Source organism: Streptomyces sp. NPDC101194 (assembly GCF_044767885.1).
GTDB lineage: Bacteria > Actinomycetota > Actinomycetes > Streptomycetales > Streptomycetaceae > Streptomyces.
This window is the reverse complement of record NZ_JBIWOS010000005.1, coordinates 1-26,815: the sequence shown is the minus strand read 5'-3', so window position 1 is coordinate 26,815 and position 26,815 is coordinate 1. Positions and strand designations below refer to the sequence as shown.

The window sequence follows — 26,815 nt, the reverse complement described above, 5'->3', positions numbered from 1 at the left end:
GCGGGGGGGGGGCCCGCGCGCGGGGGCCCCGCCCGGCCGTTGTGTGCGGCATCCCCGCCCCCCCGCCCGACCCGGGGGGGGGGGGGGGGGGGGCCCCCCCGGCCCCCCCCCCCCCCGGCCCCTTCGCCGCGTGATTCAGAGCGCGCCGAGTGCTTGGCTGACGACGTCGGCGGCTTCGATGACCTCGCGGATGAGGGTGGGGCGCTGCCCCTCGGCTTCGGTGCGGTTGCCGAGGAGGGAGGCGGGGCCCCACAGGGAGATGGCGGCGACGACGTCACCCGAGGCGTCGCGGACGGGCGCGGCGAGGGAGGCGCGGCCGAGGGCGCGTTCTTCGGCTTCGATGGCATAGCCGGTGCGGCGGACGGTGTCGATCTCGGCGTCGAGGAGGTCGTGACTGGTGGTCGTGTAGTCGGTGTGTGCCGCGAGCGGTTCGGGGAGCAGCTTGCGGCGCTCTTTGGGGGTGAGGCCGGTGAGGAGGCACTTGCCGATGCTCGTGGCGTGCAGCGGGGCGGTGTGTCCGGCCTGCGTGTAGGACTTCGGGGCGCGGGCTCCCTCGAAATTGCACAGGAACATCAGCTCGGCGCCGCGGCGGATGGCGACGTTCGCTCCCAGCCCGGTGCGGGTGGCGAGGTCCTGGAGGACCATGCGGGCGGCGCGGTGGACGGGGTGGCGATTGGTGGCGGTGGCGGCGAGCGGGAGGATACCGAGGCTGAGCCGGTAGAGGTTGCTGACGGGGTCGCGTTCGACCATGTCGAGGCGCTCGAGGGTCGACAGGAGGCGGGAGGTGGTGGAGGAGCCCAGCCCGGTGAGTTCGGCGACGTCGGAGACGCGCAGTTCGGCGCGGCCGGAGTCGAGTGCGCGCAGCACCGAGACCGCTCGTTCGACGCTCTGGTTCGTCCCGGCGTCGCTCGCCCGAGTAGCCATGACCCTCCTCATTTTGCAAACCGCTTGCACAATCTGCATCAGCATATCGCGTCGGCTTGAGAGCTGTTCCTGGAATCCGCAGGCTCGCGTCCCGAAAAACGGAACGGATATCAGTCATCCACCGTATGAACGGCAGCGGGCCGGAACGGCACCCACAGGACACGCCTCTCACTGGACGATGCGTGCGCCGCCTTTCGCGAAGTGAGCCAAGAAGCGTGTCAGTTGTCAACGCCCCATGGACCCGGGTCCGGGAGCAGGGCGGGTGCCGTGTGCAACCGGCGGATCGCCCTCCAGGCGGCCACGGGGCTCCTGGCCGATCCGCACCGCACCCTCACGGTCGAGGCGATCGCCGAGAAGGTCGGCCTCGGGGCGGCCACCGTGGTGAGAGCCTTCGGCGGCAAGTGGCGCCGAGCGACGCCGCCGTCTCCGATTTGCTCGAACCAGTGGCCCACCGCGCCGGACAGCTCGTGGAGCAGAACCGCCCCGAACAGGCCCTGTGCACGTTTCCGGCCGAGCTGATCGCCTTCCCATCCGCGCACCGTGCCATCAGCCGTCGGTTCGATGACCTGGACCTGCCCGCGCGTGATTGCGCACCGCACCTCCGATCCTGCCATCGCTGCATCGGGATGCTCTTCGTCAAGGAGGCCGGTCGTCCCACGGTCGGTTGAACGTGTCGCTGTCCGTGCCTCGCTTGCCGAACGGTCGCGGACACAGTCATGACCGATGATTCTCATCGTTCCCGACGGTCTCAATGTTCCAAGAGTGAAGTGGAGAGTGAGAAGGATGGGCATGTTCGTCTTGATTCCCGGGGCCGGGGGTGCGGCCTGGTACTGGCATCGTGTGGTGCACGAATTGCAGGCCAGGGGGCACGGGGCGGTCGCCGTCGAACTGCCGGGCGCCGACGAATCCGCGGGGCTGCCCGAGTACACCGACGCGGTGGTTGCCGCGATCGGCGACCATGACGACGTTGTGTTGGTGGCCCAGTCGATGGGCGGCTTCACCGCCCCGATGGTCTGCGCTCGCGCGCAAGTAGATCTCCTGGTGCTGGTCAACGCGATGATTCCGCTGCCGGGCGAGACACCCGGACAGTGGTGGGACAACACCGGATCGCCGGCGGCTCGCGTCGCGGCGGCCGAAGCAGGTGGATACAGCCCGGAGTTCGACCTGTCCACCTACTTCCTGCACGACGTGCCGGCCGAGGTCGTCGCCGCCGGTGCGGCGCACGACCGGCCCGAGGCCGACACCGCGTTCGGCCAGCCTTGCGGCATCGAACGATGGCCGGACGTGACCACTCGCGTGATTGCCGCAACCGAGGACCGGTTCTTCCCGCTGGAGTTCCAGCGCCGTGTCGCCCGCGACCGTCTCGGGGTCGACGCCGACGAGGTCCCCGGCGGCCACCTGGTTGCGCTGTCACGCCCGGTCGATCTGGTCGACCGGCTGGTCGAGTATCTGCGCTGACGAGCGGCGGGCCTTCCCGCTCCGACGACACCGCAGTGCCGTCTCCTCCCGGGTTCTGGCACACATTCCGTGAGCGATCTCGAGCAGGGCCTCACCGGGCCCCGGCGACGCGTGGCCCGCGCAGCTCACATGACGCGCGCCTCCCGTTGGTGAGGGCCGGCAAGATCTTTCACGGAATGTGTGCCAGAACCATTTCCCAGGCACAAGCGCGAGCCCGTTCATCGCCCATTGATTGCCCCATGCTCGCCGAACGTGGCATCAGGGGTACATGACGAAGCCCTTCCCGGGTGGGGGAAGGGCTTCGTGGGTGAGCGCTGGGCAGGCCTTGCACCTGCATTTCCCCGCGGGAAGCGGGGCGTCTTTCCTTGGACCACCAACGCAGCATCAGTCACCGCGAGTTGCGGCGAACCGGCAAGATCAACTATAGCGCATGCGGGCCGTCGGTCGGCCGGGTGCGGCCGGCGCGCGACGGGTCCGCCGGGAATCCGGCTCCGGTGCAACAGCTTTACCGCCGCACCGGCTTCGCTGTGCACTTTGGCTCGGGTCAGCGCGTGACGTCCGATCAAGTCGCCTGTCGTAGAAAGCTTCTGCGGCATAGCGTGACGGGCACACGCTTGGTGCACCGTGCGTCGCGATGAGCGCCGAATGGGGAACTCGTGCAAGCAGGAGCTGCGGAAGGCCTCTTCGCAGGACACGCATGGGTCCTTTTTGTCCTTGTGGCGGTCTCCGCGCTGGTCGTGCTCCATCTCCTGGCCGTGCACCGAGCCGCTGGGCCCTCGCTCGTGGGAGCGGTCGTCGTCACGCTGGCCGCCGCCGGGGTCGCCGCTGCCCGCGGTGAGCCGCTGCACCATGTGGGAGGGGTCGTGCTGATGGCCTGAGGCGGCGGCGATCTCGAAGCGATCCGGCGCACGCTGACCGGGTCATCCTCGTCGGACAGTCATGGGGAGGGGCACTCGCCGCCCAGTACCTGGCGGCCCACAGCGAGCACGTGGCCAAAGCAGTGTTCGCCTCAGCCTTCCTCCGGGGCAAACCGCTACCGGTGGGCACGGACTGAACCCGCCGCTTGCAGATCGAGTTCGCCATCGAGGCCCCTCCATGCAGACAAACGCCCGGAGCATCTTGTCCACCGCAACCGGAGGACGCCCGGGCGTTCTTCCCTGTCTTCATGGAGTCGACGGCCGTGGCGTTCCCCTGGCAGTCCCATCCGTGCGAACACATGCGGGCACGTGAGCCTCGGCACTCCCGGCCCGGGAGGCGGCTCGACCCGTCAACCGGCTGTCGCCCTTGATCTGCCGCACGCGCTGATGGCCGGCAAGCTGCCGGCGAAGGCCGAGCGGATGGGCCACGACGCCAACCTCAAGGCCCTGCCCCGGTTGCGCAAAGCGGCGAGGTGGGGCGCCGAGGCGGGCGCCGTGCTGATGGAGGCCGGTCACCCCGCCCTGGAGCAGACGTTGCCAGCCCCGGTGTCCTGCCAGCTGAGCCGCTCTTCGCCGAGCGCTGCGCTGTTGGGTCCGAACAGGGCACCGGTCCGAAACGCCCTGGCCGGAGCGGCGCGAGATGACGGGCCCGTCAGGGCAGGGTCTCAGTCCTTCGTGCGAACTGAAGCCGCCGCCGGGTTCTGTTCCTCCGCAGCCGGCCGGGGCGGGGAAGGGTCAGTGGCCTGCCTCATCCCGCGTGTCGAAGGCCTCACGGGCGCGTGTGACAGCGGGCATGTTCTCCGAGGCCCACGCCAGCAACACATCGATGGGAGGCCGCAGGGTCTTGCCGAGTGGTGTGATCCGATACCTGATCGCCACCGGGCGGGTGGAGACGACCTCGCGCTCGATCACGCCGTTTCGCTCGAGTCGCCGAAGTGTCGCGGTCAACGACTTCTGCGTGACCTGCGGGATGGCTCGGCGTAACTCGTTGAATCGGCAAGGGCGTTCGCACAGCTCGCCGAGAACGCTGAGCGACCACTTGTCGAGGACCTGGTCGAGCAGTTCGCGATGCGGTGGGCCGATGAGGAATTCGTCCTCGGTATCCATGGAGAAACCTGGTCTCGTTGAAGTGTCCTTCTGCCACTAAGTAGCTTACGGATACCTAACTCAGAGGGAGAACACTGATGACCGTCCAGCACTTCACGCCGGAAGGCATGCTGCAACCGGCTCCGTATCATCACGTGGCCGTCGGCACCGGCGCGACACACATCCACGTCAGCGGGCAGGTCGCACGCCGGGCCGATGGGACTCCGGTCGCACCCGACGACCTGGCCGGGCAGGTCGCCCAGGCGCTGCGCAACACCTCCGTCGGGCTGGCGGGCGCGGGCGCGTCGTTCGCGGACGTGCTGCGCCTGACGTTCTACGTGACCCGATGGAGCCCGGAGAAGATCGGCGACTTCATGGCCGGTGTGGAGGCCGTCGCCGACGAGATCGGGCTCCAGCTCCCCATGCCGCCGGCCTCCCTGATCGGTGTCGAGTACCTCTTCGAGCCGGATGTGCTCGTGGAAGTCGAAGCAACTGCGCTGCTCGGCTGACTCCCGAGGCATGTCTTCCAGCCTTGTCTCCACGCGCTCGCCACCGCGGGCGCCGAGGTCGGGCGGTCGGCTCACGTTGCCGCGACCCGACCGCACCCACGACGTCGACCGCCACCCGTGCCGCGATCCGCGGCCCAGCCCGGATCACCGGGCCGCTCACGCTTCGGCGCCGTCACCGGCACCCACCTCACCGGCCGCTTCACGAGGTGCCCGTCTCGCCTGGCACCGCGTTCTCCACGCGGGGAACACAGCGTTCCGTAGCCGGAGGCGAGCCTCTCCGGGCCGGTTCTGGGTCGGCTATCGTTCGTGACTATGTCTGTTCAGGGGGAGTTGGATCGGGGCCGTCACGTCCTTGACGGTGAGCCGATCGCATCGGGCGGAATGGGGACTGTGTGGCGTGGCTATGACCGGAAGCTGAAGCGTGCTGTCGCCGTGAAAGAGCCAAGGTTTGCGAACGGGTCGAGCGATTCTGAGCGTGCCCGGCAGCGGGCGCGGGGGATGGTCGAGACGCGACCGGACCGCTGCTCGTCCGGTCCACCCGGGGATCGTGCCGGTGTACGACGTGATCGAGGATGACGGTCGTCCATGGATCGTGATGCGCCTGGTGCCCGGCCCGTCTCTGGCGCAGGAGGCCGAAGCGGCAGGTGTGTTGAGTCCGCAGCAGCCCGGCCGGCCGCTAGGGCGCGGATTTGGTTGTGATCAGTAGGTGATCCGGGTGAGGTCCTCACGTCGTTGAGGTGCCCGCGACGTCAGGCATGAGGGGGATCGCGTTGGAGCGACGGAAGCTGATCGGGATCGGGGCGGGGTTGGCGGTCCTACCCGCCTGGTGGGCCCTGCGTCAGGTGGCGAACGGAGCCAGGGGGGACTGGCACACCGACACCGCACCGTTGGAGCGGGCGTTCCCGCTGTTGGGCCCGCTCGCCGACGCCAAGTGGGTGAGCAGCCGGGACAACGACCGGGGCATACCGTCGTCGGAGCTGGTGATCTCGGGCTTCGCCCGGCTGCCAGCGGGGAAACTTGCCGAGCTGACGGCGGCCCACGCATTCGCCTTCGAGGGGCCGACCGACGACTTCTCCTCGTGGTTCGAGAAGCCGCTCAGGGGAGAGGGGCCGGAGAACCCGAAGTGGGTCCGGTCGCACGAGCTCGACCGTGACGGCAGCGGCTACTCCACCAAGCTGTGGTTCGACCGTCGTAGCGACACGGTCCGCTTCTGGGCACTCAACCCGTACGGCTAGTGCCGCATCAACCAACGTTCGCCCTCTGGTGCCGCGCTATTTGAAGGACGTGGCCGACAGTGGTCAGCCGTCACGCTGTCCTCGTGGCTGAGCGTGTGCGGCTGCGTGAGACAGATGACGACGACGGGCAGCGACTGCTGCGGATTGTGCGCCGGGGCATGGGGTCGGTGGTGACCTGGCGGCGGGCCCAGATGGTGTTGTTGTCCGCGCAGGGCATGCTGGTCGACAACATCGCGACGGTGACGTTCACAAGCCCGGACCGGGTACGGGACGTGATGCACAACTTCAACGCCGACGGCTTCGAGGCGCTCTGCCCCAAGTACCGGGGCGGACGCCCGAAGACCTTCACCCTCCTGGAACGGCGGGAGATGAAGAAGATCGCCAAGTCCAAGCCCGCCGAGCACAGCCCGCCGAGCACAGCCTGCCGTTCTCGACCTGGAGCCTGGTCGAGCCGGCCGACTTCCAGGCCGGTCACGACGTCTCGCTCCTCGCCCGGGGCGAGCGCCTGACCGCCCTGCGCCGGCAAGGAGTGCACCTCGCCGAGGAGGACGGCCCTGTCGAGCGGGTGCCGGTACCGGTGATAGAGCACCCGGACGGCGGGTACGACCTGATCACCGTCTTCGTCCGCACCCACCAGGTGGATGCAGCGCGGGAATCACTCGCTGGTGTCCAAGGTGACGTGCTGTTCCTGCTCAACTGGGCAGCCGGCCCGGAGACGCCGGGTGCGGTGATCGGCCACGAGCGGGTGCTGCGCGGCTTCCCCACGACTGGCGGCACGATGGACGGCGACGTGGTCCGCTACCGCAGGACCGGTTTCATCACCCGCCGGGTCGCGATGCCGATCGGCGAGCCCGACGGCCGTACCACCCCGCGACTGGTACGGATCGTGCCTGACCGAGCTGGACCTCGAACGCGGCGTGCGCTGGCCGACGCCCCGGGCGCGGTCCGCGGCAGGCTCCACCTCATGCGGCAGAACCTCGCCGCGATGGAGACGCCGCCGGTACCTCGCGCCTTGGCCGCGTTGCGGGCTCTGCCGCAAGGCCTCCTTGTGGCCGTGCTCCGGCGCTTCCTGAGGAGTCCGACGGCCGTGCACAACGGACTCGACGCACCCTCGCCTGCCACGGCGGCCGAACTCGAGCGGCTGGCCGAACAGCTCCGTGCCCCTGCGGGAGCCCGCTGAGCGACCCAGGACGGCGAAAACCTCACCACGCACACCACTTGCCCGTCCCACAGTCCTCGCCCCCAGCTCCGCCGGCTCCACGGGCGGCAACCGCTGACCTCATGACCGTTTCGGTAGCAATGGAGCGTCCGGCCTTCGGAGTCGGCGTGGCTTTCTCCCCCCTTCTGGCTCGCGACTCACGCCGAGGGAGGGTACCCGGCTCGGGCGGGCCGGGTCCGTGCGGTGTCAGCGCGTGCGGCGGTGCGGCACCGTCGTGGCGAGCGTGAGGGCGAGGCCGGTCGCGCCCAGGGCCGCCGCGATCCACAGCGACGACGTGTAGCCCCGGCCTGCCGAGAGCGCCGCGCCCGACAGCAGCGGGCCGCCCGCGTTGCCGATGTTGAACGCCGAAACATTGGCCGCCGACGCGAGGTTGTCGGCGCCTCGGGCCGCCTCCAGGACCCGCGTCTGAGAGGGCGGGATCACTGCGGCCCCCACCACGCCGAAGAGCAGGAATCCGACGATCGTGGCGGGCTTGCTCTGCACGGCGAGGATCAGGAATGCGGAGACGGCCGTGATCCCGGCGAGCGCCCCGTACAGCGTGGGCAGCAGCGCCCGGTCCGCGAGCCGTCCGGCCAGCGGGGTGCCCACGACCATCCCGATGCCGATCAGGACCAGGATGAGCGGGACCGTACGGTCGTCGAAACCACTGACCTCGGTGAGCAGGGGGGTGACGTACGTGAGGACGGTGAGGTAGGGCGCCCAGCCGAAGGCGGTCGCGGCCAGCGCGAGCCAGACCCTGCCGCGCCGGAAAACCGCCAGTTCCCGGCGGAAGCCCGTGCCCCGCTCTCGGGGCATCGGCGTGACCAGCGCCGCGATCGCGGCCAGCAGCACTGCGCCGACAGCGGTCACCCCCCAGAACGCGGCCCGCCACCCGAGCGCCTGACCCAGCGCGGTGCCGCCGGGGACGCCGATCACATTGGAGAGGCTGAGCCCCATGAAGACCGTGGCGATGGCACTCGCCTTGCGCTCCGGTGCGACGAGGCCCGCCGCTACGACCGCGGCGGTCCCCACATAGGCACCTCCGGCGAGGGCCGACAACACCCGCCCGGCGAGCAGTACTTCATATCCGGGCGCCAGCGCGCTGAGCAGACCGGCCGCCGTGAAGAGGCCGACCAGCCAGAGAAGCAGGTGCTTGCGGGGGAGACTCGCGCCCAGGACCGTCAGCAGTGGGGCGCCCACCACCATGCCCACGGCATAGCCCGACACGAGCAGGCCCGCCGTGGGCAGCGAGACGCCGAAGTCCGCGGCCACTTCGGGGAGCAGTCCGGCGATGACCACCTCCGTGGTTCCGACGGCGAAAGCTCCGAGTGCGAGGGCCGACAGGGAGGCGATGCCTGCTCTTCGCGGACGGATGCCGGGTGTTCGGGTACGGAGCGGGGTGGCTGCGAGATCGTTTGTCACGCCATTCAGGCTCGCGCTGATTCCCGCGCGGAACAGCGCCTGTCTGCGCAACGATCGGGAAACCCGGCTTACCGATCGGCCGTGAGCAGGGGGACCGGGGCGTTCGACGCGTGGCGGGCGCCGATGTGGCGCTCCAGGCTCCGGATCGTCTGGCTGACTCTGGCGCGCGAGACGTGCAGCCGCTCGGCCGTGCGGCCGAAGTGCAGCTCGTCGGCGAGTATCAGGAAGCTCTCGATCTCCAGTCTTTCCAGCACCCGGTCGACGGTACCTCCCGAGCGGACCCGATGCTTCGGCCGGTTCTGAGGGACGCGGGCCCGGCTCCGATTCCATGGCTCACGCTCAATCGCAGCAGGCCCCGGCGGTCGGCACGGCTCTCTGTTCAAATCGCGCAGAGTCCGAGCCCTGACAGTGCCCAGACCATGGCCGGGCGAGGGCAGCAGAAAGTCGCCCGCGCCCGTACCTGGGCTGGGCCTACGGTGCGAACGCCCAGGCCGGAGCGATTCTCAGTGCCCTCCTCCACAGTCGGCGGCGACCAGCCGCTGGTGAGCAGGCGGAGAGAGGCTCTCGTGCGGTCCGAGGTGCTGCGAGCATTCCGGTTCACGACTCCGAGGACCGCCGCGCGGCCGACGTCGACCTCGGCGTGAAACACCTGGCAGACCCGGTCAGTTGGGGTGCCGAGCAGCGGCCCGGAGGTTCTCAAGAAGGAAGGGGTCGTCGAGACGTACGTCGGCGACGCGATCGCGCATATCCGTGAGCAGCCAGCCCAGCAGCTCGGCAGTGGCGTGATACTCACCGTGGAAGCCCATGCGCAGGTCGGTGATCTCGAACTCGAACATCACGTCGTCAACGAGGTCTGCCAGGTGCGTGTCGGCGGCCGCAGTACGGGTCGCGGTCCATGTGTCCAGCCAAGGACGCAGGCTGTTGGTGGCGACGGTGACGAGGCTGAGGACTTTCCTGACGGGAACCGGGCCGGGGTGGGTGTACAGAGTGCTCCGCCACCAGGCGGACCAGACGTCGCGAAGAGCCTCGGTCAAGGGCGCATCCCAGGTGGTCCAGCCCGCATGAACCAGGCGGGAGGCGATGAGCTCCTCGTCGATGTGGAGCCGGCCGGTGACGAGGGGGCGGATGATGCGCGGGACGAGACGGCGGTAGAGACGCGGGAAGTCGTCCCAGTGATCGGGTACCTTTGCGGCGACCGAGGACATCAGGTCATCGGGTATGAGGCGCAGTGGCCCGGAGAGTTCGGCGAGGTCCTGCTCGCCGTAGCAGTACGTGCACCCTGTGACGAGGAAGGGCTCTTCTGAGGCGAAGGCGCAATCCAGGGCATCGAGAACTGTCATGAGGTGCTCGGAGCAAGACACGAAGACCTGCCAGGGGACTCCGTCCGGGCGACCGGCGAAGATCGCAGGTTATCAGGCCGTGCCCCGTCTCACGCCAATGTCCTGATGGTCGGAGCCGAGCGTCCGAGTGGCCGATTGAGCCGCGCAGCGGCCGACTGACCATCTCTTCGAGAGAGCGACGGCAGATCTTCTTTCCTGCTCCGGTCTCGACCAGGGTCGATGCGCCGATCCAGTCTCCGTCATCCGGACACTCCCGGTTGGCCGGAAGCACGGTGTCCTTCAACGGCGTGCCGTTCTTGGGCTCGAGCTCCCTCTCCAGCGAGGTTCTGCCGGCCGGCCGAGGGCTTGGAAGACGGCGACGACAACGGCGCTCTGGTAAACGCGAACGACATCGCGGCCCGCGTACTGCACACCCGCACGGCCGATCCTGACCACTGGTGGGCAAACAACGGGACAGGCCGCACCGAAGACCCGCCGTTCTGACACAGGGAATCTCAGCGCCCACGCATCCCGCCGCGCGGTCGGAGGAGGGAACTGCCATCCTCGGCGTTGAGATCCCGCCGCAGGGACTCGATCGTCTCGTCCCTGGGACCGGGGCCTGGCAGAGGGACGTGCCGGAGCGCGGGTGGACGGGTGTGCGGGCACGTAGATGGCCGGAACCCCTTGTTACGTTCCCACCATGTGCTCATGGAGGCACCGTCATCCGGGACCGGAACAGTCACGTGTGTGAACACGAGCCTGCACGTGAACCCGACCCCGAACCCGGTCTCGACACCACCCGGTTCCCCCAGACGGCGAGCTCTCTCGGCATTCCTTCTCCTCGCCCTGTCCGCTTACTCCTTCACCGCCACCGCTCTGACGGTCCCCGGCACGGCGGTCGCCCAGGGGCCGTCCGGTGCCACCGCCTCTGTCCCGCCGATCAGTTGGGGCGCCTGTCCCGCCGCCGAACCTCCCTACCCCGACCCCAGCCCGCGGGCACAGTGCGCGACAGTGAGGGTGCCGCTGGACTGGTCGAAGCCGGAGGGCCCGAAGATCGGCATCTTCGTCGCCCGCTACCGGGCCACCGACCCCGCGCGGCGGATCGGCGTCCTGATGTCGAACCCGGGCGGCCCCGGGGTGCCCGGGGCCGATGAAGCGCTGTACGCGGACGACCCCGTCAGCGGCTACTCCCCGGACATGCTCCGGCGCTTCGACGTGATCGGCTTCGACCCGCGTGGCATCGGTCGCAGCCGCGGCGCCGTCTGCGACGAGACAATCACCGAATCGATCCCGACCCGCCCCCGCGACGCGGCCGAGTTCGCGCGGCTGCGCACCCTGAACGGCCGGTTGGCGGACAGTTGTCTGAAGCGGACGGGACCGCTCGCCGCCCACATGGACGGGGAGAGCGTGGCCCGTGACATGGACGCGATCCGCGCCGCCCTCGGCGAAAGTCGGATCAGTTTCATCGGCCACTCCTACGGCACCTTCCTCGGCGAGCGCTACGCGCGCCTGTTCCCCGGCAGGCTCCGCGCGCTGGCCCTCGACAGCGCGATGGACCCGGACCGGCCGGGCGCCGAGCGCTACCTCACCGACGCCAGCGTCACCGTCGACAACGCTCTGAAGCGGCTCGCTGTCTGGTGCGAGAAGGAAACGTCCTGCGTACTCAAGGGGAAGGACCTGATCGCCGTCACCGACGAGCTGTTCGCCCGGGCCGACGCGGGCAAGCTCCGTGAGCCGGGCCCCAACGGCCCGACGCGGACCAAGGTCGACGCCGACCGGCTGTCCGACTTCCTGACCTTCGCCGTCGGCAAGGGGGGCCGGGAGGAAACGGCCAAGCAACTGGCAGCCCTGTACACCGGCATGGGCGAGGTCCGCTGGATGCCCGACGTCACCGACATCGCCTCGCGGCTCGTGCTGTGCCGGGACTACGACTTCCGGATCCGCGACCACTCCCAGTACCAGACCATCCTCAAGCGGGTCGTCAAGGCCGCCCCGCACGTCCGTTACAACTCCCAGGCGCTGGACACCATTCTTGGCTGTCAGGGCTGGACCATGCTGCCCAAACCCCGCCCCACCCAGGCGGCCGACCCCCTCCCGCCTGTCCTCGTGGCCAACGCAACCCTCGACCAGGCAACCCCTCTGCCCGGCGCGCGCCGCATGGCACGCTCCTTCCCGAGGGCAACCCTGTTCACGATGGACGTCGTGGGCCACTGGCTGTACCGCAGAGGCGGGACGGAGGAGGCGATGCGGGTGATCGACGCCTACCTCGCAGACCCGAAGGGCTGATCCGGCGGAGCGCGGGGGCGGAGCAAGGGAGGGCCGGGGCCCCTGCTTCGCCTTTGCGCCCGTCTGCCGGAATCGTTCCAGGGCCGAGCACGACACCGACGGCGGCTGTCTCCTGAACGACAACCAGTCCGCGGCGGGCGCGTGCACAATGACGGAATTTCCGCCGGACCGCCCGGTGCCACGGGCCACGCGTCGCCGGTCATACCCGACGAGCAGCCGGCCGACCCTGTTGGGTCCAACAGGGCCAACGGCGCCTGGGCAGGCGGCGGAATACGCGTCACGGACCGGGGAGCCACAAGCCGTTCTGCGCCGCCCGTTCAGGGTGGGCAGTGGTGTCGAGCCGGGGAGCGCTTCGCTGGGGCGGGTGCGGCGGTGTCAGTCGGTGCTCCTTGTGCGGGCGAAGGGGCCTTCAAGGGCGGCCCATTGCAGGAGCAGGATGGTTTTACCGTCGGTGATGCGTCCGTCGCGAACCATGGAGAGGGCTTCGGAGAAGGGCAGTTCGAGTACTTCGATGTCCTCGCCCTCTTCTTCGAGTCCGCCGCCGGCTCCGGTTCGGTCGGCCGACGTGTAGGGGGCGGCATAGAAGTGCAGGCGCTCGGTGACGGAGCCAGGGCTCATATAGGCGTCGAGGACGTGGGTGAGTGAGCCGAGGGTGACGCCGAGTTCCTCGGCGCTCTCGCGCCGGATGGCGGCGAGCGGGTCGTCGCCGTCGAGCAGCCCGGCCGCGGCCTCGACGAGCATGCCGTCCGGATGTTCGTTGACGTAGGCCGGGTAGCGGAACTGACGGGTGAGCAGCACGTGGCCCCGCTCGGCGTCGTACGGCAGGACGACCGCGCCGTTGCCACGGTCGTACGTCTCGCGCTGCTGGGTGACCCAGCGTCCGTCGCGGCGCCGGTAGTCGAAGGTGGTGCGACGCAGTACGTGCCAGCCCTGAGAGGTGAGCTCCACGTCGCGGACCACGACATCGGGGTTGCGGTCCAAGTGACGTCCGGTGCGGTCGAGGCCGGTGCGGCCACGCTGGTCGGGGGTGTCGATGCCGGGGCGGGTGCTCACGCGGTCTCCTGAGAGGTGTGACGCGGGATCTCGTCCACGTCGTGGTAGACGGGCAGGCCGCGGCGGCGGGCGGCGGCGACGTCCTGATCGGCTCCGGCGGAGCCGCCGGGAAGCCGGAGCACGGCGTTGCAGTGGGCGAGCAGGCGCTCGGCGGTCGGGTAGAGGACCTGGTCGGCGAGGGGGTCGGTAGGACCCGCGCCGGCCGAGCGCAGGACGGGCAGGGCGACCCACTCCCCGATCACGGGGACGTGGCCCGCGGCGAATATCGGCCAGGCCGCCGCTTCGAGGCGGGCGAGATTCGCGGCCATGGCCTGCGGATTGCCATCGGTACCTGAGCGGTAGGGCCCGGCGATGAGGATGAGCATCGGCTTGTCGGTCATGGCGCGCTACGATACATGCAAAAACGTGCAAGAACTTGAAGGAGTATGGATGCTGGCCGCTGAACGACGCGACCACCTGCTGGATCTGCTCGTCCGCGAGGGCAAGATCGTCGCCAAGGACGTCGCCGTCGACCTGGGTATCTCCGAGGACAGCGTGCGCCGCGACCTGCGAGACCTCGCCGCCGAGGGACTGTGCCAGCGGGTCTACGGCGGAGCCCTGCCCATCTCCCCGGCCACCGTGGACTATGCCGCCCGGAAGACCGTCACCCCCGACGGCAAGCGGAAGGTCGCCGCGGCAGCTGTTGCGCTGGTACGGGCGGGCAGCGCTCTTGTCCTGGACGGCGGCACCACGGCCCTTGCGGTCGCCCATGCCCTTCCGCAGGACCTGGACTGCACCGTGATCACCCACAGCCCGACCATCGCGGGTGCGCTGCTCGACCATCCGCGGGCCGAACTGTTTCTCCTCGGCGGGCGCATCTTCAAACACTCCGCGGTCGCCTGCGGCGCGGCCGCGGTCGAGGCTGCCCAGAACATCTCCGCCGACCTCTGCCTGCTCGGTGTCACCGGCGTCCACCCAGAGGCGGGGCTGACCACCGGCGACGCCGAAGAGGCCGCAATGAAGCGAGCCCTGGCCGCGCGGGCAGCGGACACCTACATCCTCGCCTCGTCCGAGAAGATCGGTGCCGCCTCCCGGTTCCGTGTCCTGCCCTGGGAGGACATCGCCGGACTGATCACCGACGTCGACCCCCGCCACCCAGTCGTCGAGCAACTCACCGCACGTGGCGTCGAGGTGTTGGCGGCCGACTGAAAGCCACGGGCCGGCCGCGCGATCGCACGAGGTTCAAGGGACCGGTCCCTCGCTGGGGTTCGGTCATCCTTGGGAATGGGCGATTGTTTCCCTGCCGGGGCGGCTGTCGGCGGGCGCCCGCTCCTCGCGCAGCATTCGTACGACTCGTTGTGACGCGGGCCGACCTCACCTGTGCAATCCAGCCTTCCCGGGGTCCTGGTGGAGACCGGTGGGGCACCTGTGAGACCAGGGCCAGAAGCACCCGGAACATCTGGGATGCCTGCCGACGGGGCAGGAGCCGCTGCCTCTGTCGGTCGCCTGAGGCTCCTGCCCGGTGGGCGTGCGACAGGTTGCCCGCCATGACTGAGCTTGGACCCGTCGCCTGGCCACCTGCCCCGACCAGGACCGAGCGGCTCGTGCTCCGTGAGTCCGAGGCCCGGGACCGCGCGGCGTTCATCGAGCTGTTCGCCTCGCCGGAGGTGGGCGCCTACATCGGTGGCTCTCGACCGCGTGATGAGCTCGAACGTGCGGTGCCTGAGGTGCCCGGTCGGCGCCCTGGCCTGTTCGTGATCGATCTCGACGGAGCGATGATCGGCACGGTCACGCTCGATCGGCGCGACGCAGAGCGTCCGGGGCATGTCCGCCCGAACGCACGAGAGGCCGAGCTCGGCCACGTGTTCCTGCCGCGGGCATGGGGGGCGCGGGTACGCCGCCGAGGCGTGCGCGGCGGCACTCGACTGGTTTGCCGACGCGTTTCCCGACGAGCCGGTGGTGCTCTGCACCCAGATCGCCAACGACCGTTCGATGCGCCTCGCGGCGAAGCCGGGGTTCATCGAGGTGGAGCGGTTCGAGGAGTACGGCACCGAGCAGTGGTTCGGCGTGTGGTCCTCGGTCACGTCGTCCGATTGACCTTGTACTCGACAGCACGGATCCACGGGGCCGCCGATCGGTCGCCGGCCTCGGCGCGCCGATCGACCTCGTGGAGCTCCGGGGGAAGCGTACGGGGACGGGCTCCGACCGCGGCGGACCCCGAGGGGGAGCGGCCGGCGGCCGACATGCTGGAGAAGCACGCGCGATGCTTCCGGCGCAGACGTAGGACACCGACGGCATGGAGCGCCGCGCCGGATTTGGCGCACGATCGGACGGTCCCCGCCGGCCGATCGGGCGACGTGCCGTATCAGCCCGTGCCGAAGGTGTTCAACCGCGGCGGCGAGCGCAATCCCAACCGCACGATCTCGTGCCTGATCGAACTCACCCGCCATCTGTGGCACAGCGAGCGGTACGAGGAACTTCAACCGTCCCTCCGTGAAATGCCGCGGGGCAGCACCAGATCCGCGCCCGGGTACGGGAACGGCCGCTGGGGGACTGCTGGACCCCCGCTCTGTGCCTGCCGCTAGAGTGCGATGCTTGTTCGATTCACCGTGAGGTGGAGGGGGAGGGGTTTTGAGCGCACAACTGAGAGACACTGCTGGGGAATTGGCGGAGATCTTGTGGAGGGAACACACCGTGTACCGGGAGCGGTCCGGCGGCGTGGTCATCAGAGGTGAGCATGTACGGCGGTGGATCAGTCTCGCTCCGGCAGGTGGCCGGGACGAGGTCCTCGTACGCGTGGGGCGCATCCTGGACGGCGGCACCACCGCCCCGGCGCGTTCGGAGGCCGTGGTGGCCCTCTCCGCCGGTACAGGCGTGCTCGCCGCGACCTGCCGTCGTCTGCTCGCCGAGGCGGCGGCCGATGCGGCGCCGGTCGTGCCGGGACGGGCAGCACCCGGGCGGCGCCACCGCTCCGGGAAGGCCGCGCGGCCCAAGGGCAGTGGGAAACACACCAGTTTCGGTTCATGGGTGATCCTCGCCTGCGTCGCCGGTGTGATCGCCCTGTACGTCTACAGCACCGCGATGCACGGCTAGGGCATGGCCTCCGCGGAAGGGATGGAAGGACGATTTGGCCGAGCGCTGGAAGCGTGCGCAGCAGGACGGCGCACCGCCACCCAGGCCGGCCCGACCGCCTTGGCACAGGAGATGCTCGACCTCGGCTGATCCCCGGCGGCATCGGGGCCGGACAGGATCACTCTGCCCGGCCCCGAAGTTCGTCCGTACGTCCACACCCACCGCATCCCGACCTGTGGCAGTTGCCCGATCCGCTCCGGTGCGAGCGTGGCGGTCCTGGAGCGCTGGTTGCCGAACCGGAGGTCCCGCTGCTTGGCCCTCGCTGTCGCTGAACGTTTCCACGTGCCTGCGGGCTAATCGAAGGTGCCCTTCGTGCTGTTAGAACTGCTTGGCGGCGGCGAGGTGCATGGCCCACTTGTCGGGCCGGCAGGTGCGCGGCATCGGTGTTCCGTCCTCGGTGGCGGGCTCGATCCCGAGGACCTGGTCGCACATCCACTGCTCCACGTCGGTGAGTTGATCCCACCCGAGCCGGGCCGATGCCACGCATGCACGGCGGCGGGGGAGAGACGGGGGAGAGGTGGGTGCGGGCGGGGCGCGCCCGGTGGTGGTGCGCGTTGTGCCTGGCTGTGCGTGTAACAGGGATGTATTGGGGGGTGGTTGAGCGGGATGGGGCACCGGGCCGAGCCGGCCCTGGTGATCAGAAGCGCTCGCTCGTACAGGCTCGTACCGCGCAGTCGCACCCCCACCGATTCTGAGGAAGACCGTGGGCTTCGAGCCGGTACTCGGGTGTTCCTCGGTGAATCGGGCGGCGTCGCCGGGTGTCGTGGGACTCGCGTGCGGCATGGGAGGAGCAAGGAGAAAAGCAATGTTGAACCGCATGATCGGACGGCGGGCAGCCGCCACGGCCGTTGCCGCCGCCATCGCCGGTGGCGCGCTGCTGGCGGGTACCGGCGCAGCCTCGGCGGCTCCGCGTCCCGCTGTCGAGCGGGCGGCGAACATCTCTCACTCCGTGAGCGCGAGCAGCCACGGGCAGTGGGGCGATCACCTTGGTCACGACTACCGCTGGGACCGCAACCACCGCTGGGACGGCTACCGCACCTGGTACCGCACCGGCAGCAGCTGGTACAGCAACGACCACGGCCGCCACTACCGCTACGACGGCCACCGTCTGTACTACTCGGTCCACGGCACGTGGATCGTGGTGACCAGCCTCCCGCACGGGTTCGGTCACCCCACCTTCCGCTGACCCCGGGTTACGGGCCGCATCGCCGGTCGTACGGCGATGCAGCCGCCCGTCCGGTGCCCGGGAAGGATCACGCCGTGGCCTGCCGCTCGGGCTGGTCACTCGACGTGGAGCTCGTGCTCGCCCGTCACGGTGCCGACCTGTCTGCGCTACGGATCGGACGATCCGTACGCCGCCAGATGCGCCTTCATGCCGGTTTCGAAGCGCCGGTGACGTGGACCTTCGACCGCGATCTCCCGGCCGACGGCATTCTCCGGCTGACCGGTGACGGGGACGGTCCCGAGTCGGATGTGTCGAGAAGGGATAGCCTTTGGGCTGGGGCAGGCGGGAATCCCGGCCCGATTACGGCGGGCCGGGATTCTGTGTCGTGTGCCTGGTCGGAGGGTCCCGGCCCGATTACGGCGGGCCGGGGTTCTCCGGTGTGCGCATCGGGCGGTTGCTGGTTCTAGTAGCCGCCGAAGTCGCCGTAGTCGCCGTAGTCGCCGCCGTAGTCGCCGCCGCCGTAGCCGCCCTCGCCGTGGTGGCGCTTGACGACGCGGAAGCTGGCGATGACTCCGTTCCTGACCTTGACGCCGTCGTTCATCTTCTCGTGGTGCTTGCCCTTCTTGTGGTCGCCCTTCTCCCAGTTGTCGTCCTCGTCCTCGTCCTTGCCCGGGCGGACGTTGTTGGCGGTGCTGCGGGGGCCGACGGTGGCGATGGGGGCTCCGTTGTCGCACACGGCTCCGCGGAAGACCTCGACCTCGTTGCGGCTGTCGTTGCGGATGTTGAAGCTCTTGGCGCCCAGGCCGCTGACGGCGACGATGCAGCCGTCGGGGCGGCCGGAGTACTCGCGCTCGTTGATGTGGATCCTGCCCTCTTCGTGGTGGCGGCGCTTGCCCTCGCGCTCGTTGCCCCGGCGCTCGTTGCCTTCGTTGCCCTTGCCTTCGTTGCCCTTGCCCGTGTTGTTGCTCTCTCCGCCCATGGGGGTCTGGGCGGGGAGGGTGACCGGGGCCACCTGGTCCTGGGCGGCGGGGGCGGCGGTGGCGTAGGTGATGCCGGTCGCGGTCAGTGCCGCGGCGGCCGCGACGGCCGTGGCGATCGCTTGGGAACGGGTCATGATCATGTCGCTTGTTCTCCTTCTCGGACTCAGAGACAGTCCCGCTGTGACAGCCGGTGCCCCGCTGTGACAGCCGGTGCGTGATTGAACGTACTAACGCCCCCTATTCCTGTCATGTCGAGCAAATCGGGATTCCGGATTCGTGGGGCTGTTCGGGTATACGGAGCCCCTTCGTGCCGCTCGGGAGTGGAAATGAATGATCGTCAAATATGCCTGGAAGTTGGGGGATTGAAAGGCAATTAGCCCTTGCAGGTGATCTTCTGACGCCTGCTCACCCGCGGTGGCGGTGGGGCGCCGGGAAGTGTCGGCACGTCGCTGCTTGACATGTGGCCTGCCGTAGGCTCCAAGGAGGCTGTGTGAACGGTGGCTGCCCGACGAACGTGACCGCGCATGGCAGGGTTCGTCCAGACCGGACGGTGACCCATGCCGGCGGGCCGTCGTGCCCGATCCGGACCAGCATTTTCCTGCTGACCCTGGCGTACCGGCTGCCGGACGAGGAATCGAAGGAGTGGGAGACAGCGTTCCGGTCCGCTATGACCGGGCCGTCCTCGCCGGCGGGGTGGTGCGCGAGAAGCTGCGCACCACCCCGCCGCCACGCAGGCCGGGCGTACGACGTCGCCGCGCACCAGCAGGCGGCGTCGCGCGAGCAACTGCTTGCCGACTGGGACGCCGAGCCCGACCTCGACCAGGAGCCGGAAACCGAACCCCGGTCTGCGGCCCCCGATGCGATTGCCGCGGAGTCATCTGTGCAGGTCAGGTGTGTCGTTTGCCTTGTCCGCGTGTGGCTTGCCGGGCTTGTGGTGCCAGCCATGGTGAGGGCCGTGTCTCGATTGGAGACCGGCGGCCATGGGTTTCAGGCCATGGCTGTCGTGGGTGTTGGCGGCGGAGACGCCGACGGCCATGGGCAGCCCGTTCGCGTCCGACGGGACGTGCATCCTGGAACCGGGCCTTCCGGCCGCTACTCGATGGCGCTCTCTGACCTTCCGGACATTCTGGTGGCTCCTGGCGCGGCCCGAATCACGAGGAATGCGGAGTCGCTCCGGCGGCGCGCGGGCCGCGCCGGTCCGGTCAGTCGTTCTCGAGCGGGCTGTTCCAGTCGGAGAGCAGGCGCACGCACCCACGGCCAGAAACGCTTCGGCCACCCCGCCGACCAGTTCGGCAGGGCGGGCGTCGTCCGGGTTCCGGCCGGCTTCCAGTCGTAGGATCGCGGTCATCTCCGCCGCCAGCCGCTCCCATTCCCCGTACGGCTCGCGGGCTTCGGGCGACAGGACGATCCAGCGGGTGAGGTTGCGCCGGCGGTAGGGCGTGGCGTCGGAGTCGGCGATCAGTACCCGGCACGGTTGGTTGGCGGCCAGAATGTCGCTGCGTCTGCCGATAGCCGCGCGCGGGGTACAAGGAGTGCTGAGCAAGGGCCGCACCCGCGGCCGAACCGTAGCGGTGTCCTGGCTTGGCGAACCGGGGCAGCGCCGACTTTTCGGTGCAGCCGCAGGCAGTGAGCACGGACGCCAGATCCGCAGGCCCACCTCCTCACACGGCCGGGGCCCTGCGGCAACCGCGCTGACCATGCACCACGGCAACCCATGGCGTCCTGCCGCTCCGTCCGACCACGACAGAGCAGGCGCTTTCTATTCCGCTCCGTCCCGTACGGATTTTTCGAGAAGTGTGAACGACTTGGGCGTGCCGCCCGGCTGCGGCTTGCCTTCCTTGCGTCCGACGATCTGATAGCCGGCGTTGAGGTAGTACGCATTCAGGCGCGCATTGCCGGCCAGGCAGTCCAGGCGTACCAACGGTCTGCCCGCATCGACCACGCGGCGCTCCGCGACTCGCAGAAGCTCCCGCCCTGTCCCGGGCGGGACACTGCCGTGGTCAACCATCAGCCGGTGCACATAGCCGGCCGTAGGCGGCTGCGGACCCCAGGCGTCCTCGTCCTCCCACCACAGTTCGCAGGCTCCGACCACGCGATCGGCAGCCTCCGCGAGCCATAGCTCCCCACTTTGCATGGCCCGGCGGAAGTGATCCCCGCCCAGCTCGCCAGGCCGCCACTGACCAGTGATGCCCTGGGCCAGCATCCAGCGGGCAGCGTCGTCGCGAAGACGTACCACCGCGGCGAGATCGGCGCCGTGAGCGAGGCGGAAGCGTAGATCGTCCACGCCGCGATCTTCGCACAGGTGTCCACCCCTTTATCGACCTGCCGCCACGATGGTCACGCCGGATCGCCGCGTACAGCTCCACCTTCGTCCGTGGCATGACCAGCACCTTTCACCAAGAGCACTTCGATGCTCCGCTGGCCAGAGCCCCCGGGACCCGTACGCCGGCCGCCGCGCGCCGGGGCATGGGCTTCCCGGGCCCGGAGCCCGATTCCGCCGACGGCGGGACGGCAGCGGACGGGTCCGGCCGGGCGGCCTCTCACGACGGGTGGTCCGCCCGACCGGTCAGTGCTTTCCTGCCGGTGCGCTTGCTCGTGCGTGTGTCCAAGATCCTGATGAACTCCGGCATGTCGCGCTGTTTCCTCGTCACCCTCTGAGTGGGTGCCCCTCCGTCCGTCGGGTGGTGGGGTCTCTCACACGGTCGCGATGCCCGGGTCGCTCACGCCGGCTTGACCGTTCTCGACGTGCCCGGCCAGGCGCCGCAGGTATCCGGCGTTGCCCTCGACGACGACCGTCAAGTCGTACCAGCGCTTGGTGGCGCGCAGGTCGATGCTCTGCTCGACGGTGGCGCCGGCGCGGACCGTGTAGGTTTGGCGCTCGCCGCCGTACGCGTTCGTCACGGTGAGGTGTGCGTCGGCGGTTGACGGGTTGGTCAGCGTGAGCTTCAGGTTGCCGGCGTCATGGCGCGCGGTCACCTCAGGTTCGGCGGCTTTGTTGTTTCCCTTGAAGGTGCGAAGGAAGCCGTTCGGGCCGTGGGTCGTGAGGTCGTAACTGCCGCCGGAGTACACCGAGTTCCAGCTGTCTGAAACGGTTTTCCCAGCTGCCGCCGTGTACGTCCACGGGCCGTCGGTGCGCTTCTGCGAGCGCACCTGGAAGGCGGCGCCCGCCTGGCCCCCTGCACTGAACGTCAGCTTGTACTTGCCGGTCGTGAGGTCGGCGGCCCCGTCGACGTAGGGAGCGTAGGAGAGCGGGCGACTCGGCCGCGCCCCGGCCTCTTGCCGAGGCAGGGTGCCCTGGGAGGGTGGCCTCGGCACGTAGCTGTTGTGGCGGTTGCGGTCCGGCGGGGCGTAGCCCGCGGTGTCCGGCAGGTCAGCCGGGTTCGTGATCTTGAGAGAGAAGTCGAAGGCGGATGTGAGGTCACCGCAGATGGCGCGCCGCCATGGCGAGATGTTGGTCTCCTTCACTCCGAACCGGTTCTCCATGAAGCGCAGGATCGAGGTGTGGTCGAAGGTCTCGGAGCAGACGTATCCGCCGGTGGACCAGGGCGAGACAACGATCATCGGGACGCGCTGCCCGAGGCCGTAGGGGCCTGCCGCGTATCCGATACTGCCCTTGTAGTGGTCGAGTGTGGTGTCGACGGTGGACAGGCCTTGGCCGGCGGAGGCCGGCGGGTAGGGCGGTACGACGTGGTCGAAGTAGCCGTCGTTCTCGTCGTATGTGATGAACAGGGCGGTCCTGCTCCATACGTCAGGGTTCGAGGTGAGCGCGTCAAGGACGTGCGATATGTACCAAGCGCCGTAGTTCGCGGGCCAGTTGGGGTGTTCAGAAAACGCTTCGGGGGCGGCGATCCAGGAGATCTGCGGCAGCCTGGCGGCCTTGACGTCGGCTTTGAGGATGTCGAAGTACCCGTCTCCTGCCTTGGCGTTCGTGCCTGTGCGGGCTTTTTCGTACAGAGGGTCGCCGGGCTTGGCGTTGCGGTAATTGTTGAAGTACAGCAGGGAGTTGTCGCCGTAGTTGCCGCGGTACGCGTCGTTGATCCAGCCCCAGCCGCCGGCCGCGTCGAGGCCGTCGCCGATGTCCTGGTACACCTTCCAGGAGATGCCTGCCTTCTCAAGGCGTTCGGCGTACGTCGTCCAGCCGTAGCCTGCTTCCTGGTTGCCGAGGACCGGGCCGCCGCCGGTGCCGTCGTTGCCCACGTGTCCGGAGAGCATGTAGTAGCGGTTCGGGTCGGTCGCACCGATGAACGAGCAGTGGTAGTCGTCGCAGATGGTGAATTTGTCGGCGAGGGCGTAGTGGAACGGGATGTCGTCCCGTGTCAGGTACGCCATGGTGCCGGTGCCCTTGGCGGGAATCCAGTTGTCGTACTTGCCGTTGTTGAACGCGTTGTGGCCGCCGGCCCAGTCGTGGTCGAGGCCCGCGATGAACTGCATGCCCAGGTCGTCGGCGTCCGGGTGGTAGGGCAGGGTTTCCTTGCCGCCGCTTGCCTGGTGCCATACCGGTTTGCCGCTGGGCAGCGTCACCGGGCGGGGGTCTCCGAAGCCGCGGATGCCCTTCATCGACCCGAAGTAATGATCGAAGGAACGGTTCTCCTGCATGAGGACGACGATGTGCTCGATGTCCTGGACGGTTCCGCTGCGGCGCGCCGCGGGGATGGCTGCGGCGCGGTCGATGGAGCCGGACAGGGCGGCGAACCCTGCGGTGGCTCCGGCGATTTGAAGGAAGCGACGCCGATTGACTTCGGTCATGGGTGGGGGGTCCTCCTGTTGCTTCGGTGATGTCCGTCGACGAAGAGGGGCAGACGGAGTATTCAAGAGGACCCGGGCTCGAGGAAAGTGGGCTGAGGTGACGGTCGCGCAAAATGTGGGCGGTTGGTGTGCGAGCGGTCAGCACGTCCCCGCACGTCGTGCCACAAGTCCCGCTGCCCTCGGAGAGGCCTCCGTTCGGCAGGCCGAGGCGTCGCACACCATCGTGGTCTGCTCCTTTGCTGGGGCGTGCCCAGGCCGGCCGGAACCTGCTGGACCACTACCTGGAGATCCTGCGGCACAAGCCCGGCGCCCTGGAGCACACCACCGGCCTCGCCGCGGCCCGCGACAGAGGGCGGTTCACCGCGACCCACGACGCGTTCCGGGCCGCGGCGCGCGAGCCACGCGGACGCTCCGAGGGGCGTACCGCTCTTGCCGCGTTCCGCCTGGACCTCGTCGACGTCGCCGCCCCGGCGGACGGTGTGGGCGGCCTGCTCCAGCACAGCGACCAGGGACGCGCGGTACTCGGTGCTCAGGCGTTCCGCTCGGGTGCGGGCGGAACGGAGCTGGGTGTTCGGGTCATCGAGAGATGGTACGGGGCCAGCGTTCCACGTCAGGGCCGTACTGGGCCGGACTTCCGGCGCGGGCCATCCTGCCGTTCACGTCCTGCGGCGGGAGGCGTGGGCGCTGCAAGGCGGAGAGGCGGACGCCTCGGCGAGCCCCGCCCATGTGGAACCTGCCCTGCGGTCCGGCGCCACATGGGCGGGCCGCCCGATACAGCTGGTTCCAGGGACGGGGCGGGCTGTCCAAGGTGGCCGAAGACCAGCGCGTAGCGCCGTCGCAGGCGCCGGGGCCGTACGGGCGTCGGCGCTACGCGCTGGTCTTCCTGGCGTTCCAATGACGCGCGGTGGATCACCGGGGACACCATCCCCGTCTTCGGAGGCATGCGCTGACGTCACGCGGTCTTCGCCGCTGACCCGAAAACGGCCGGAGCCGTTACTCAAAATCAGCCAGGGGTGAGGAGGCAGAACTCGTTGCCCTCCGGGTCGGCCAGAACCGTCCAGGAGATTGCGGACTGGTCGATACCAGGGTCGGTGGCGCCGAGGGCGCGCAGTCGGGTTTCCTCTGCTGCAAGGTCGTCACCGGGGTAGGGGCGGACGTCGAGGTGGACGCGGTTCCACACGCTCTTGGTGTCGGGGGTGCGGAGAAACTCCAGGTAGGGGCCGACGCCTTTGGCGGAGCGCATGGTCGCTTGGTTGTCGGTGACCTCGTGCAGGGTCCAGTCCATTGCCTCGCCCCAGAACCGTGCCATGCCTCGTGGGTCGGTGCAGTCGACCACGACCGCGGCGATCGGCCCGGTGTCCTGGTAGATCGGACGGGGCTCCAGGACGCAGAACTCGTTGCCTTCCGGGTCGGCCATGACCGTCCAGGGGACATCGCCCTGACCCACGTCGGCGAGCGTCGCGCCGAGGTCCTTCAGGCGCGCGACCAACTCCGCCTGATGGGCGGTCGAGGTGGTGGCCAGATCAAGATGTACCCGGTTCTTCACCGTTTTGGGTTCCGGGCGCGCGACGATGTCGACGCAGACGGCGACGGGGTCGGGGTAGACGAAGCCCACGGGTTCGAGGTTGGTCACGCCGGGGCCCTCGCTGTCGACACCCCAACCGAGTGCCGCCGCCCAGAACCGGCCGAGCATGGAGTCGTCCCGGGCCTTCATGTTGATCTGCACGAGTCTTGTTGCCATGCCACAGATACTAGAAGCTGCCCTCGGCCCGGCCCGACGCGATCAGACATTCACTCACCGGCGCTGATCACGGTCGCCCTCGTCGAGACTGTGCGAGTCCTTGTGAACGAAGGCGAGGACCGACCACATCGCCCGCCTCCAGCCGACCGGTGGCACGGAGCCCGAACTCCGCAGTCCCGCTTGGAAGTCATCCCCATCCGGTGAGTCGGCTGTAGTGGATGAAGGTGTGCCGATGGTGGAGAGGGGGCGTTCGGAGGTTTCGCGTGATCAGATATCGTGCGCAGCCGTGGGTGAACTGATACTGATCAGGCACGGCCAGACCGAATGGAGCCTGTCGGGCCAACATGCCGGCCGCACGGACATCCCGCTGACCGACGCGGGCGAGGCCGCGGCCAAGTCGCTCGGTCCGAGGCTGGCCCAATGCCGTCTGGTCGCCGTGTTCAGCAGCCCGCTGAGCCGCGCCATGCGGACGGCCGAGTTGGCCGGCCTGACCGGGGTCCAGCCCGATCCCGACCTGATGGAGTGGGACTACGGAGGGTATGAGGGCCTGACCGCGGCGCAGATCCAGGAGACAACGCCAGGCTGGGACCTGTGGCGGGACGGCGTGATTCCTGGCGACGCAGCCCATCCTGGCGAGGTGCTCCAACAGGTGGCCGCGCGTGCGGACGCGGTGCTGGACCGGATCCGGCCACTGTTGGACGCTGGCGACGTCGCCATCGTCGCCCACGGTCATCTGGCGCGCGTACTCACCGTGCGCTGGCTCGGCCTCGACGCGTCCGCCAGCCGACTGCTCGGCCACCCGCATCCAGGCACGCTCAGCTTCCTGGCCATCGAGGACGAGCAGCCCTTCATCGCCGCCTGGAACGTCCCGTAGCGACAGCCCGGCGCCTCACGCCTGCCGCGAGAGGCGCCGGAAGCAATTGAGCGCCGTGGCGATCCCGGCGAAGGCCGGGAGGCGTTACGCCTTGTGCTCGTAGCGGTGGTGGAGGCGGCGACACCCGGCCGGCCACGACACCGTCCGCTCTGCGGTCCAACAAGGGCGGCCCAGAGGCGGAGAGGACCCGATTACCTCTGCGGGCGATGCGCGGGGCGATGCTCCGGGACCGGAGCCATCGGCGCAAGTGGTCGTCGTCATGAACTCGTGCTGGCTTCCCAGCGTGGCCGGGCCGAGGCGACAGCGCTCCAGACGGCGGTGGCGTATCCAGGCTGACGGCGACGTGCCGTCCTCGGCGAGCAGCTGCGGGAGGTGGCGCAGGGAGATGTGGTGGGCGTCCGCGATCGTCTGGGGAGTCATCGCCAAGCGGCCTACGAGGCCGAGGCGCAGCATCAAGTCGAGCAGTAGGCGGCCGGGCAGAGGCACCGCGTCCGACGTGTGCCGAGTGCGGGATGACCGGCCGGACGTCCTGCCTGCCCTGAAGGGAGCGATACTGCACACGATTCGCCGCAGGCCATCGATCCATGGCGGACGATCCCGGTCGTCCGCGATCACAGTGGCCATCATGGTGTTCTGCTTCTTCTTGCCCGAGACGAACGCGCGGCGTCCGCCGCGGCCGGCCACAGGCCGACAGAGCTGGATCTCGGTGGCGTCCAGGCGGAGCTCGACACCCTCGGCCCGGGCGTGGGCGAACACGTCTGCCAGAGTCTTCGAGCGCAGGCCGGGCCGGT

23 protein-coding genes and 6 pseudogenes are annotated in these 26,815 nt (G+C 69.2%); 14 read left to right on the top strand and 15 right to left on the bottom strand.

All coding sequences use genetic code 11. The features are described from left to right. Window positions 1–135 precede the first annotated feature (135 nt). Complete coding sequence (locus tag ACIRP2_RS20055) at window positions 136–924, bottom strand: IclR family transcriptional regulator (protein ID WP_404252022.1); 789 nt, start codon at window positions 922–924, stop codon at window positions 136–138. A gap of 401 nt (window positions 925–1,325) precedes the next feature. Here ACIRP2_RS20055 and ACIRP2_RS20050 point away from each other — a divergent pair, with 401 nt between their 5' ends. The 4 genes from ACIRP2_RS20050 (at window position 1,326) to ACIRP2_RS20035 (ending at window position 3,436) form a co-directional block, all read left to right on the top strand. Next, a complete protein-coding gene (locus tag ACIRP2_RS20050) occupies window positions 1,326–1,592 on the top strand; it encodes a hypothetical protein (RefSeq protein WP_404252020.1) in 267 nt (88 codons plus the stop codon). Between the two features lie 121 nt (window positions 1,593–1,713). Next, complete coding sequence (locus ACIRP2_RS20045) at window positions 1,714–2,382, top strand: alpha/beta fold hydrolase (protein WP_404252018.1); 669 nt, start codon at window positions 1,714–1,716, stop codon at window positions 2,380–2,382. A gap of 716 nt (window positions 2,383–3,098) precedes the next feature. Then, window positions 3,099–3,260 carry a hypothetical protein gene (locus ACIRP2_RS20040; RefSeq protein ID WP_404252016.1) on the top strand — a complete coding sequence of 54 codons (162 nt, stop codon included), beginning with the start codon at window positions 3,099–3,101 and terminating at the stop codon, window positions 3,258–3,260. Continuing rightward, on the top strand, window positions 3,257–3,436 hold the full coding sequence (locus ACIRP2_RS20035) for an alpha/beta fold hydrolase (RefSeq protein WP_404252871.1): 180 nt from the start codon (window positions 3,257–3,259) through the stop codon (window positions 3,434–3,436). The genes ACIRP2_RS20040 and ACIRP2_RS20035 overlap by 4 nt, the downstream gene beginning before the upstream one ends. 598 nt (window positions 3,437–4,034) lie before the next feature. Here the strand turns inward: ACIRP2_RS20035 and ACIRP2_RS20030 are convergent. After that, window positions 4,035–4,406, bottom strand: coding sequence for a winged helix-turn-helix transcriptional regulator (locus ACIRP2_RS20030; RefSeq protein ID WP_404252014.1), 372 nt, complete (start codon window positions 4,404–4,406; stop codon window positions 4,035–4,037). 77 nt (window positions 4,407–4,483) lie between these two features. Here ACIRP2_RS20030 and ACIRP2_RS20025 point away from each other — a divergent pair, with 77 nt between their 5' ends. From ACIRP2_RS20025 to ACIRP2_RS20015, 3 genes and pseudogenes are all read left to right on the top strand, one after another. Beyond that, a complete protein-coding gene (locus ACIRP2_RS20025; RefSeq protein WP_404252012.1) occupies window positions 4,484–4,894 on the top strand; it encodes a RidA family protein in 411 nt (136 codons plus the stop codon). 770 nt (window positions 4,895–5,664) lie between these two features. Continuing rightward, a complete protein-coding gene (locus tag ACIRP2_RS20020) occupies window positions 5,665–6,129 on the top strand; it encodes a hypothetical protein (protein ID WP_404252010.1) in 465 nt (154 codons plus the stop codon). A gap of 83 nt (window positions 6,130–6,212) precedes the next feature. After that, window positions 6,213–7,018: pseudogene (locus ACIRP2_RS20015) on the top strand (2-dehydropantoate 2-reductase N-terminal domain-containing protein); the annotation flags it as partial. Between the two features lie 516 nt (window positions 7,019–7,534). On the opposite strand, the gene ACIRP2_RS20010 reads toward ACIRP2_RS20015, so the two are convergent. The 3 genes and pseudogenes from ACIRP2_RS20010 to ACIRP2_RS20000 all read right to left on the bottom strand — a co-directional run bounded on the left by ACIRP2_RS20010 (window position 7,535) and on the right by ACIRP2_RS20000 (window position 10,089). After that, window positions 7,535–8,749, bottom strand: coding sequence for an MFS transporter (locus tag ACIRP2_RS20010; protein ID WP_404252008.1), 1,215 nt, complete (start codon window positions 8,747–8,749; stop codon window positions 7,535–7,537). Window positions 8,750–8,865: 116 nt separating this feature from the next. Next, window positions 8,866–9,003 (bottom strand): annotated as a pseudogene (locus ACIRP2_RS20005) (LysR family transcriptional regulator); the annotation flags it as partial. Between the two features lie 408 nt (window positions 9,004–9,411). Continuing rightward, window positions 9,412–10,089 carry a hypothetical protein gene (locus ACIRP2_RS20000; RefSeq protein ID WP_404252006.1) on the bottom strand — a complete coding sequence of 226 codons (678 nt, stop codon included), beginning with the start codon at window positions 10,087–10,089 and terminating at the stop codon, window positions 9,412–9,414. Between the two features lie 726 nt (window positions 10,090–10,815). Here ACIRP2_RS20000 and ACIRP2_RS19995 point away from each other — a divergent pair. Beyond that, the gene (locus tag ACIRP2_RS19995) at window positions 10,816–12,354 is read left to right on the top strand and encodes an alpha/beta fold hydrolase (RefSeq protein ID WP_404252004.1); all 1,539 of its coding nucleotides are present in this window, start codon (window positions 10,816–10,818) and stop codon (window positions 12,352–12,354) included. A 375-nt stretch (window positions 12,355–12,729) separates the two neighbouring features. On the opposite strand, the gene ACIRP2_RS19990 is transcribed toward ACIRP2_RS19995, so the two are convergent. Together ACIRP2_RS19990 and ACIRP2_RS19985 are read right to left on the bottom strand one after the other, a co-directional pair. Next, window positions 12,730–13,407 (bottom strand): NUDIX domain-containing protein, encoded by a 678-nt coding sequence (locus ACIRP2_RS19990; RefSeq protein ID WP_404252002.1) that lies wholly within the window; start codon window positions 13,405–13,407, stop codon window positions 12,730–12,732. After that, window positions 13,404–13,787, bottom strand: a complete 384-nt coding sequence (locus ACIRP2_RS19985; protein ID WP_404252000.1) for a DUF4406 domain-containing protein — start codon at window positions 13,785–13,787, stop codon at window positions 13,404–13,406. Before ACIRP2_RS19985 ends, ACIRP2_RS19990 begins: the two co-directional genes overlap by 4 nt. 49 nt (window positions 13,788–13,836) lie before the next feature. On the opposite strand from ACIRP2_RS19985, the gene ACIRP2_RS19980 reads away from it, so the two are divergent. From ACIRP2_RS19980 to ACIRP2_RS19970, 3 genes and pseudogenes are all read left to right on the top strand, one after another. Continuing rightward, window positions 13,837–14,595, top strand: a complete 759-nt coding sequence (locus ACIRP2_RS19980; protein ID WP_404251998.1) for a DeoR/GlpR family DNA-binding transcription regulator — start codon at window positions 13,837–13,839, stop codon at window positions 14,593–14,595. Between the two features lie 338 nt (window positions 14,596–14,933). Further along, a pseudogene (locus tag ACIRP2_RS19975) lies at window positions 14,934–15,483 on the top strand (GNAT family N-acetyltransferase). A 576-nt stretch (window positions 15,484–16,059) separates the two neighbouring features. Continuing rightward, a complete protein-coding gene (locus ACIRP2_RS19970; RefSeq protein WP_404252869.1) occupies window positions 16,060–16,479 on the top strand; it encodes a hypothetical protein in 420 nt (139 codons plus the stop codon). A 357-nt stretch (window positions 16,480–16,836) separates the two neighbouring features. On the opposite strand, the gene ACIRP2_RS19965 is transcribed toward ACIRP2_RS19970, so the two are convergent. Next, a complete protein-coding gene (locus ACIRP2_RS19965) occupies window positions 16,837–17,001 on the bottom strand; it encodes a hypothetical protein (protein ID WP_404251996.1) in 165 nt (54 codons plus the stop codon). A gap of 322 nt (window positions 17,002–17,323) precedes the next feature. Between ACIRP2_RS19965 and ACIRP2_RS19960 the strand changes: the two genes are divergently transcribed. Beyond that, window positions 17,324–17,704: a hypothetical protein gene (locus ACIRP2_RS19960; RefSeq protein ID WP_404251994.1), complete on the top strand. Its 381-nt coding sequence runs from the start codon at window positions 17,324–17,326 to the stop codon at window positions 17,702–17,704. 442 nt (window positions 17,705–18,146) lie between these two features. Here ACIRP2_RS19960 and ACIRP2_RS19955 read toward each other — a convergent pair whose 3' ends face one another. From ACIRP2_RS19955 to ACIRP2_RS19940, 4 genes and pseudogenes are all read right to left on the bottom strand, one after another. Further along, on the bottom strand, window positions 18,147–18,803 hold the full coding sequence (locus ACIRP2_RS19955; protein WP_404251992.1) for a hypothetical protein: 657 nt from the start codon (window positions 18,801–18,803) through the stop codon (window positions 18,147–18,149). A gap of 737 nt (window positions 18,804–19,540) precedes the next feature. After that, window positions 19,541–19,759, bottom strand: a pseudogene (locus ACIRP2_RS19950) (transposase); the annotation flags it as partial. A gap of 183 nt (window positions 19,760–19,942) precedes the next feature. Further along, a pseudogene (locus ACIRP2_RS19945) lies at window positions 19,943–20,362 on the bottom strand (hypothetical protein); the annotation flags it as partial. 60 nt (window positions 20,363–20,422) lie between these two features. Further along, a complete protein-coding gene (locus ACIRP2_RS19940; RefSeq protein ID WP_404251990.1) occupies window positions 20,423–20,947 on the bottom strand; it encodes a GNAT family N-acetyltransferase in 525 nt (174 codons plus the stop codon). 95 nt (window positions 20,948–21,042) lie between these two features. On the opposite strand from ACIRP2_RS19940, the gene ACIRP2_RS19935 reads away from it, so the two are divergent. Next, window positions 21,043–21,321 carry a hypothetical protein gene (locus ACIRP2_RS19935; protein WP_404251988.1) on the top strand — a complete coding sequence of 93 codons (279 nt, stop codon included), beginning with the start codon at window positions 21,043–21,045 and terminating at the stop codon, window positions 21,319–21,321. Window positions 21,322–21,357: 36 nt separating this feature from the next. Here ACIRP2_RS19935 and ACIRP2_RS19930 read toward each other — a convergent pair whose 3' ends face one another. After that, window positions 21,358–23,409 (bottom strand): phosphocholine-specific phospholipase C, encoded by a 2,052-nt coding sequence (locus ACIRP2_RS19930; protein ID WP_404251985.1) that lies wholly within the window; start codon window positions 23,407–23,409, stop codon window positions 21,358–21,360. A gap of 1,003 nt (window positions 23,410–24,412) precedes the next feature. Then, entirely contained in the window at window positions 24,413–25,150 is a 738-nt protein-coding gene (locus tag ACIRP2_RS19925; protein ID WP_404251983.1) for a VOC family protein, read from the bottom strand. Window positions 25,151–25,436: 286 nt separating this feature from the next. Between ACIRP2_RS19925 and ACIRP2_RS19920 the strand changes: the two genes are divergently transcribed. Continuing rightward, window positions 25,437–26,024 carry a histidine phosphatase family protein gene (locus ACIRP2_RS19920; RefSeq protein ID WP_404251981.1) on the top strand — a complete coding sequence of 196 codons (588 nt, stop codon included), beginning with the start codon at window positions 25,437–25,439 and terminating at the stop codon, window positions 26,022–26,024. Between the two features lie 84 nt (window positions 26,025–26,108). Here the strand turns inward: ACIRP2_RS19920 and ACIRP2_RS19915 are convergent. Then, window positions 26,109–26,815, bottom strand: a pseudogene (locus ACIRP2_RS19915) (hypothetical protein); the annotation flags it as partial.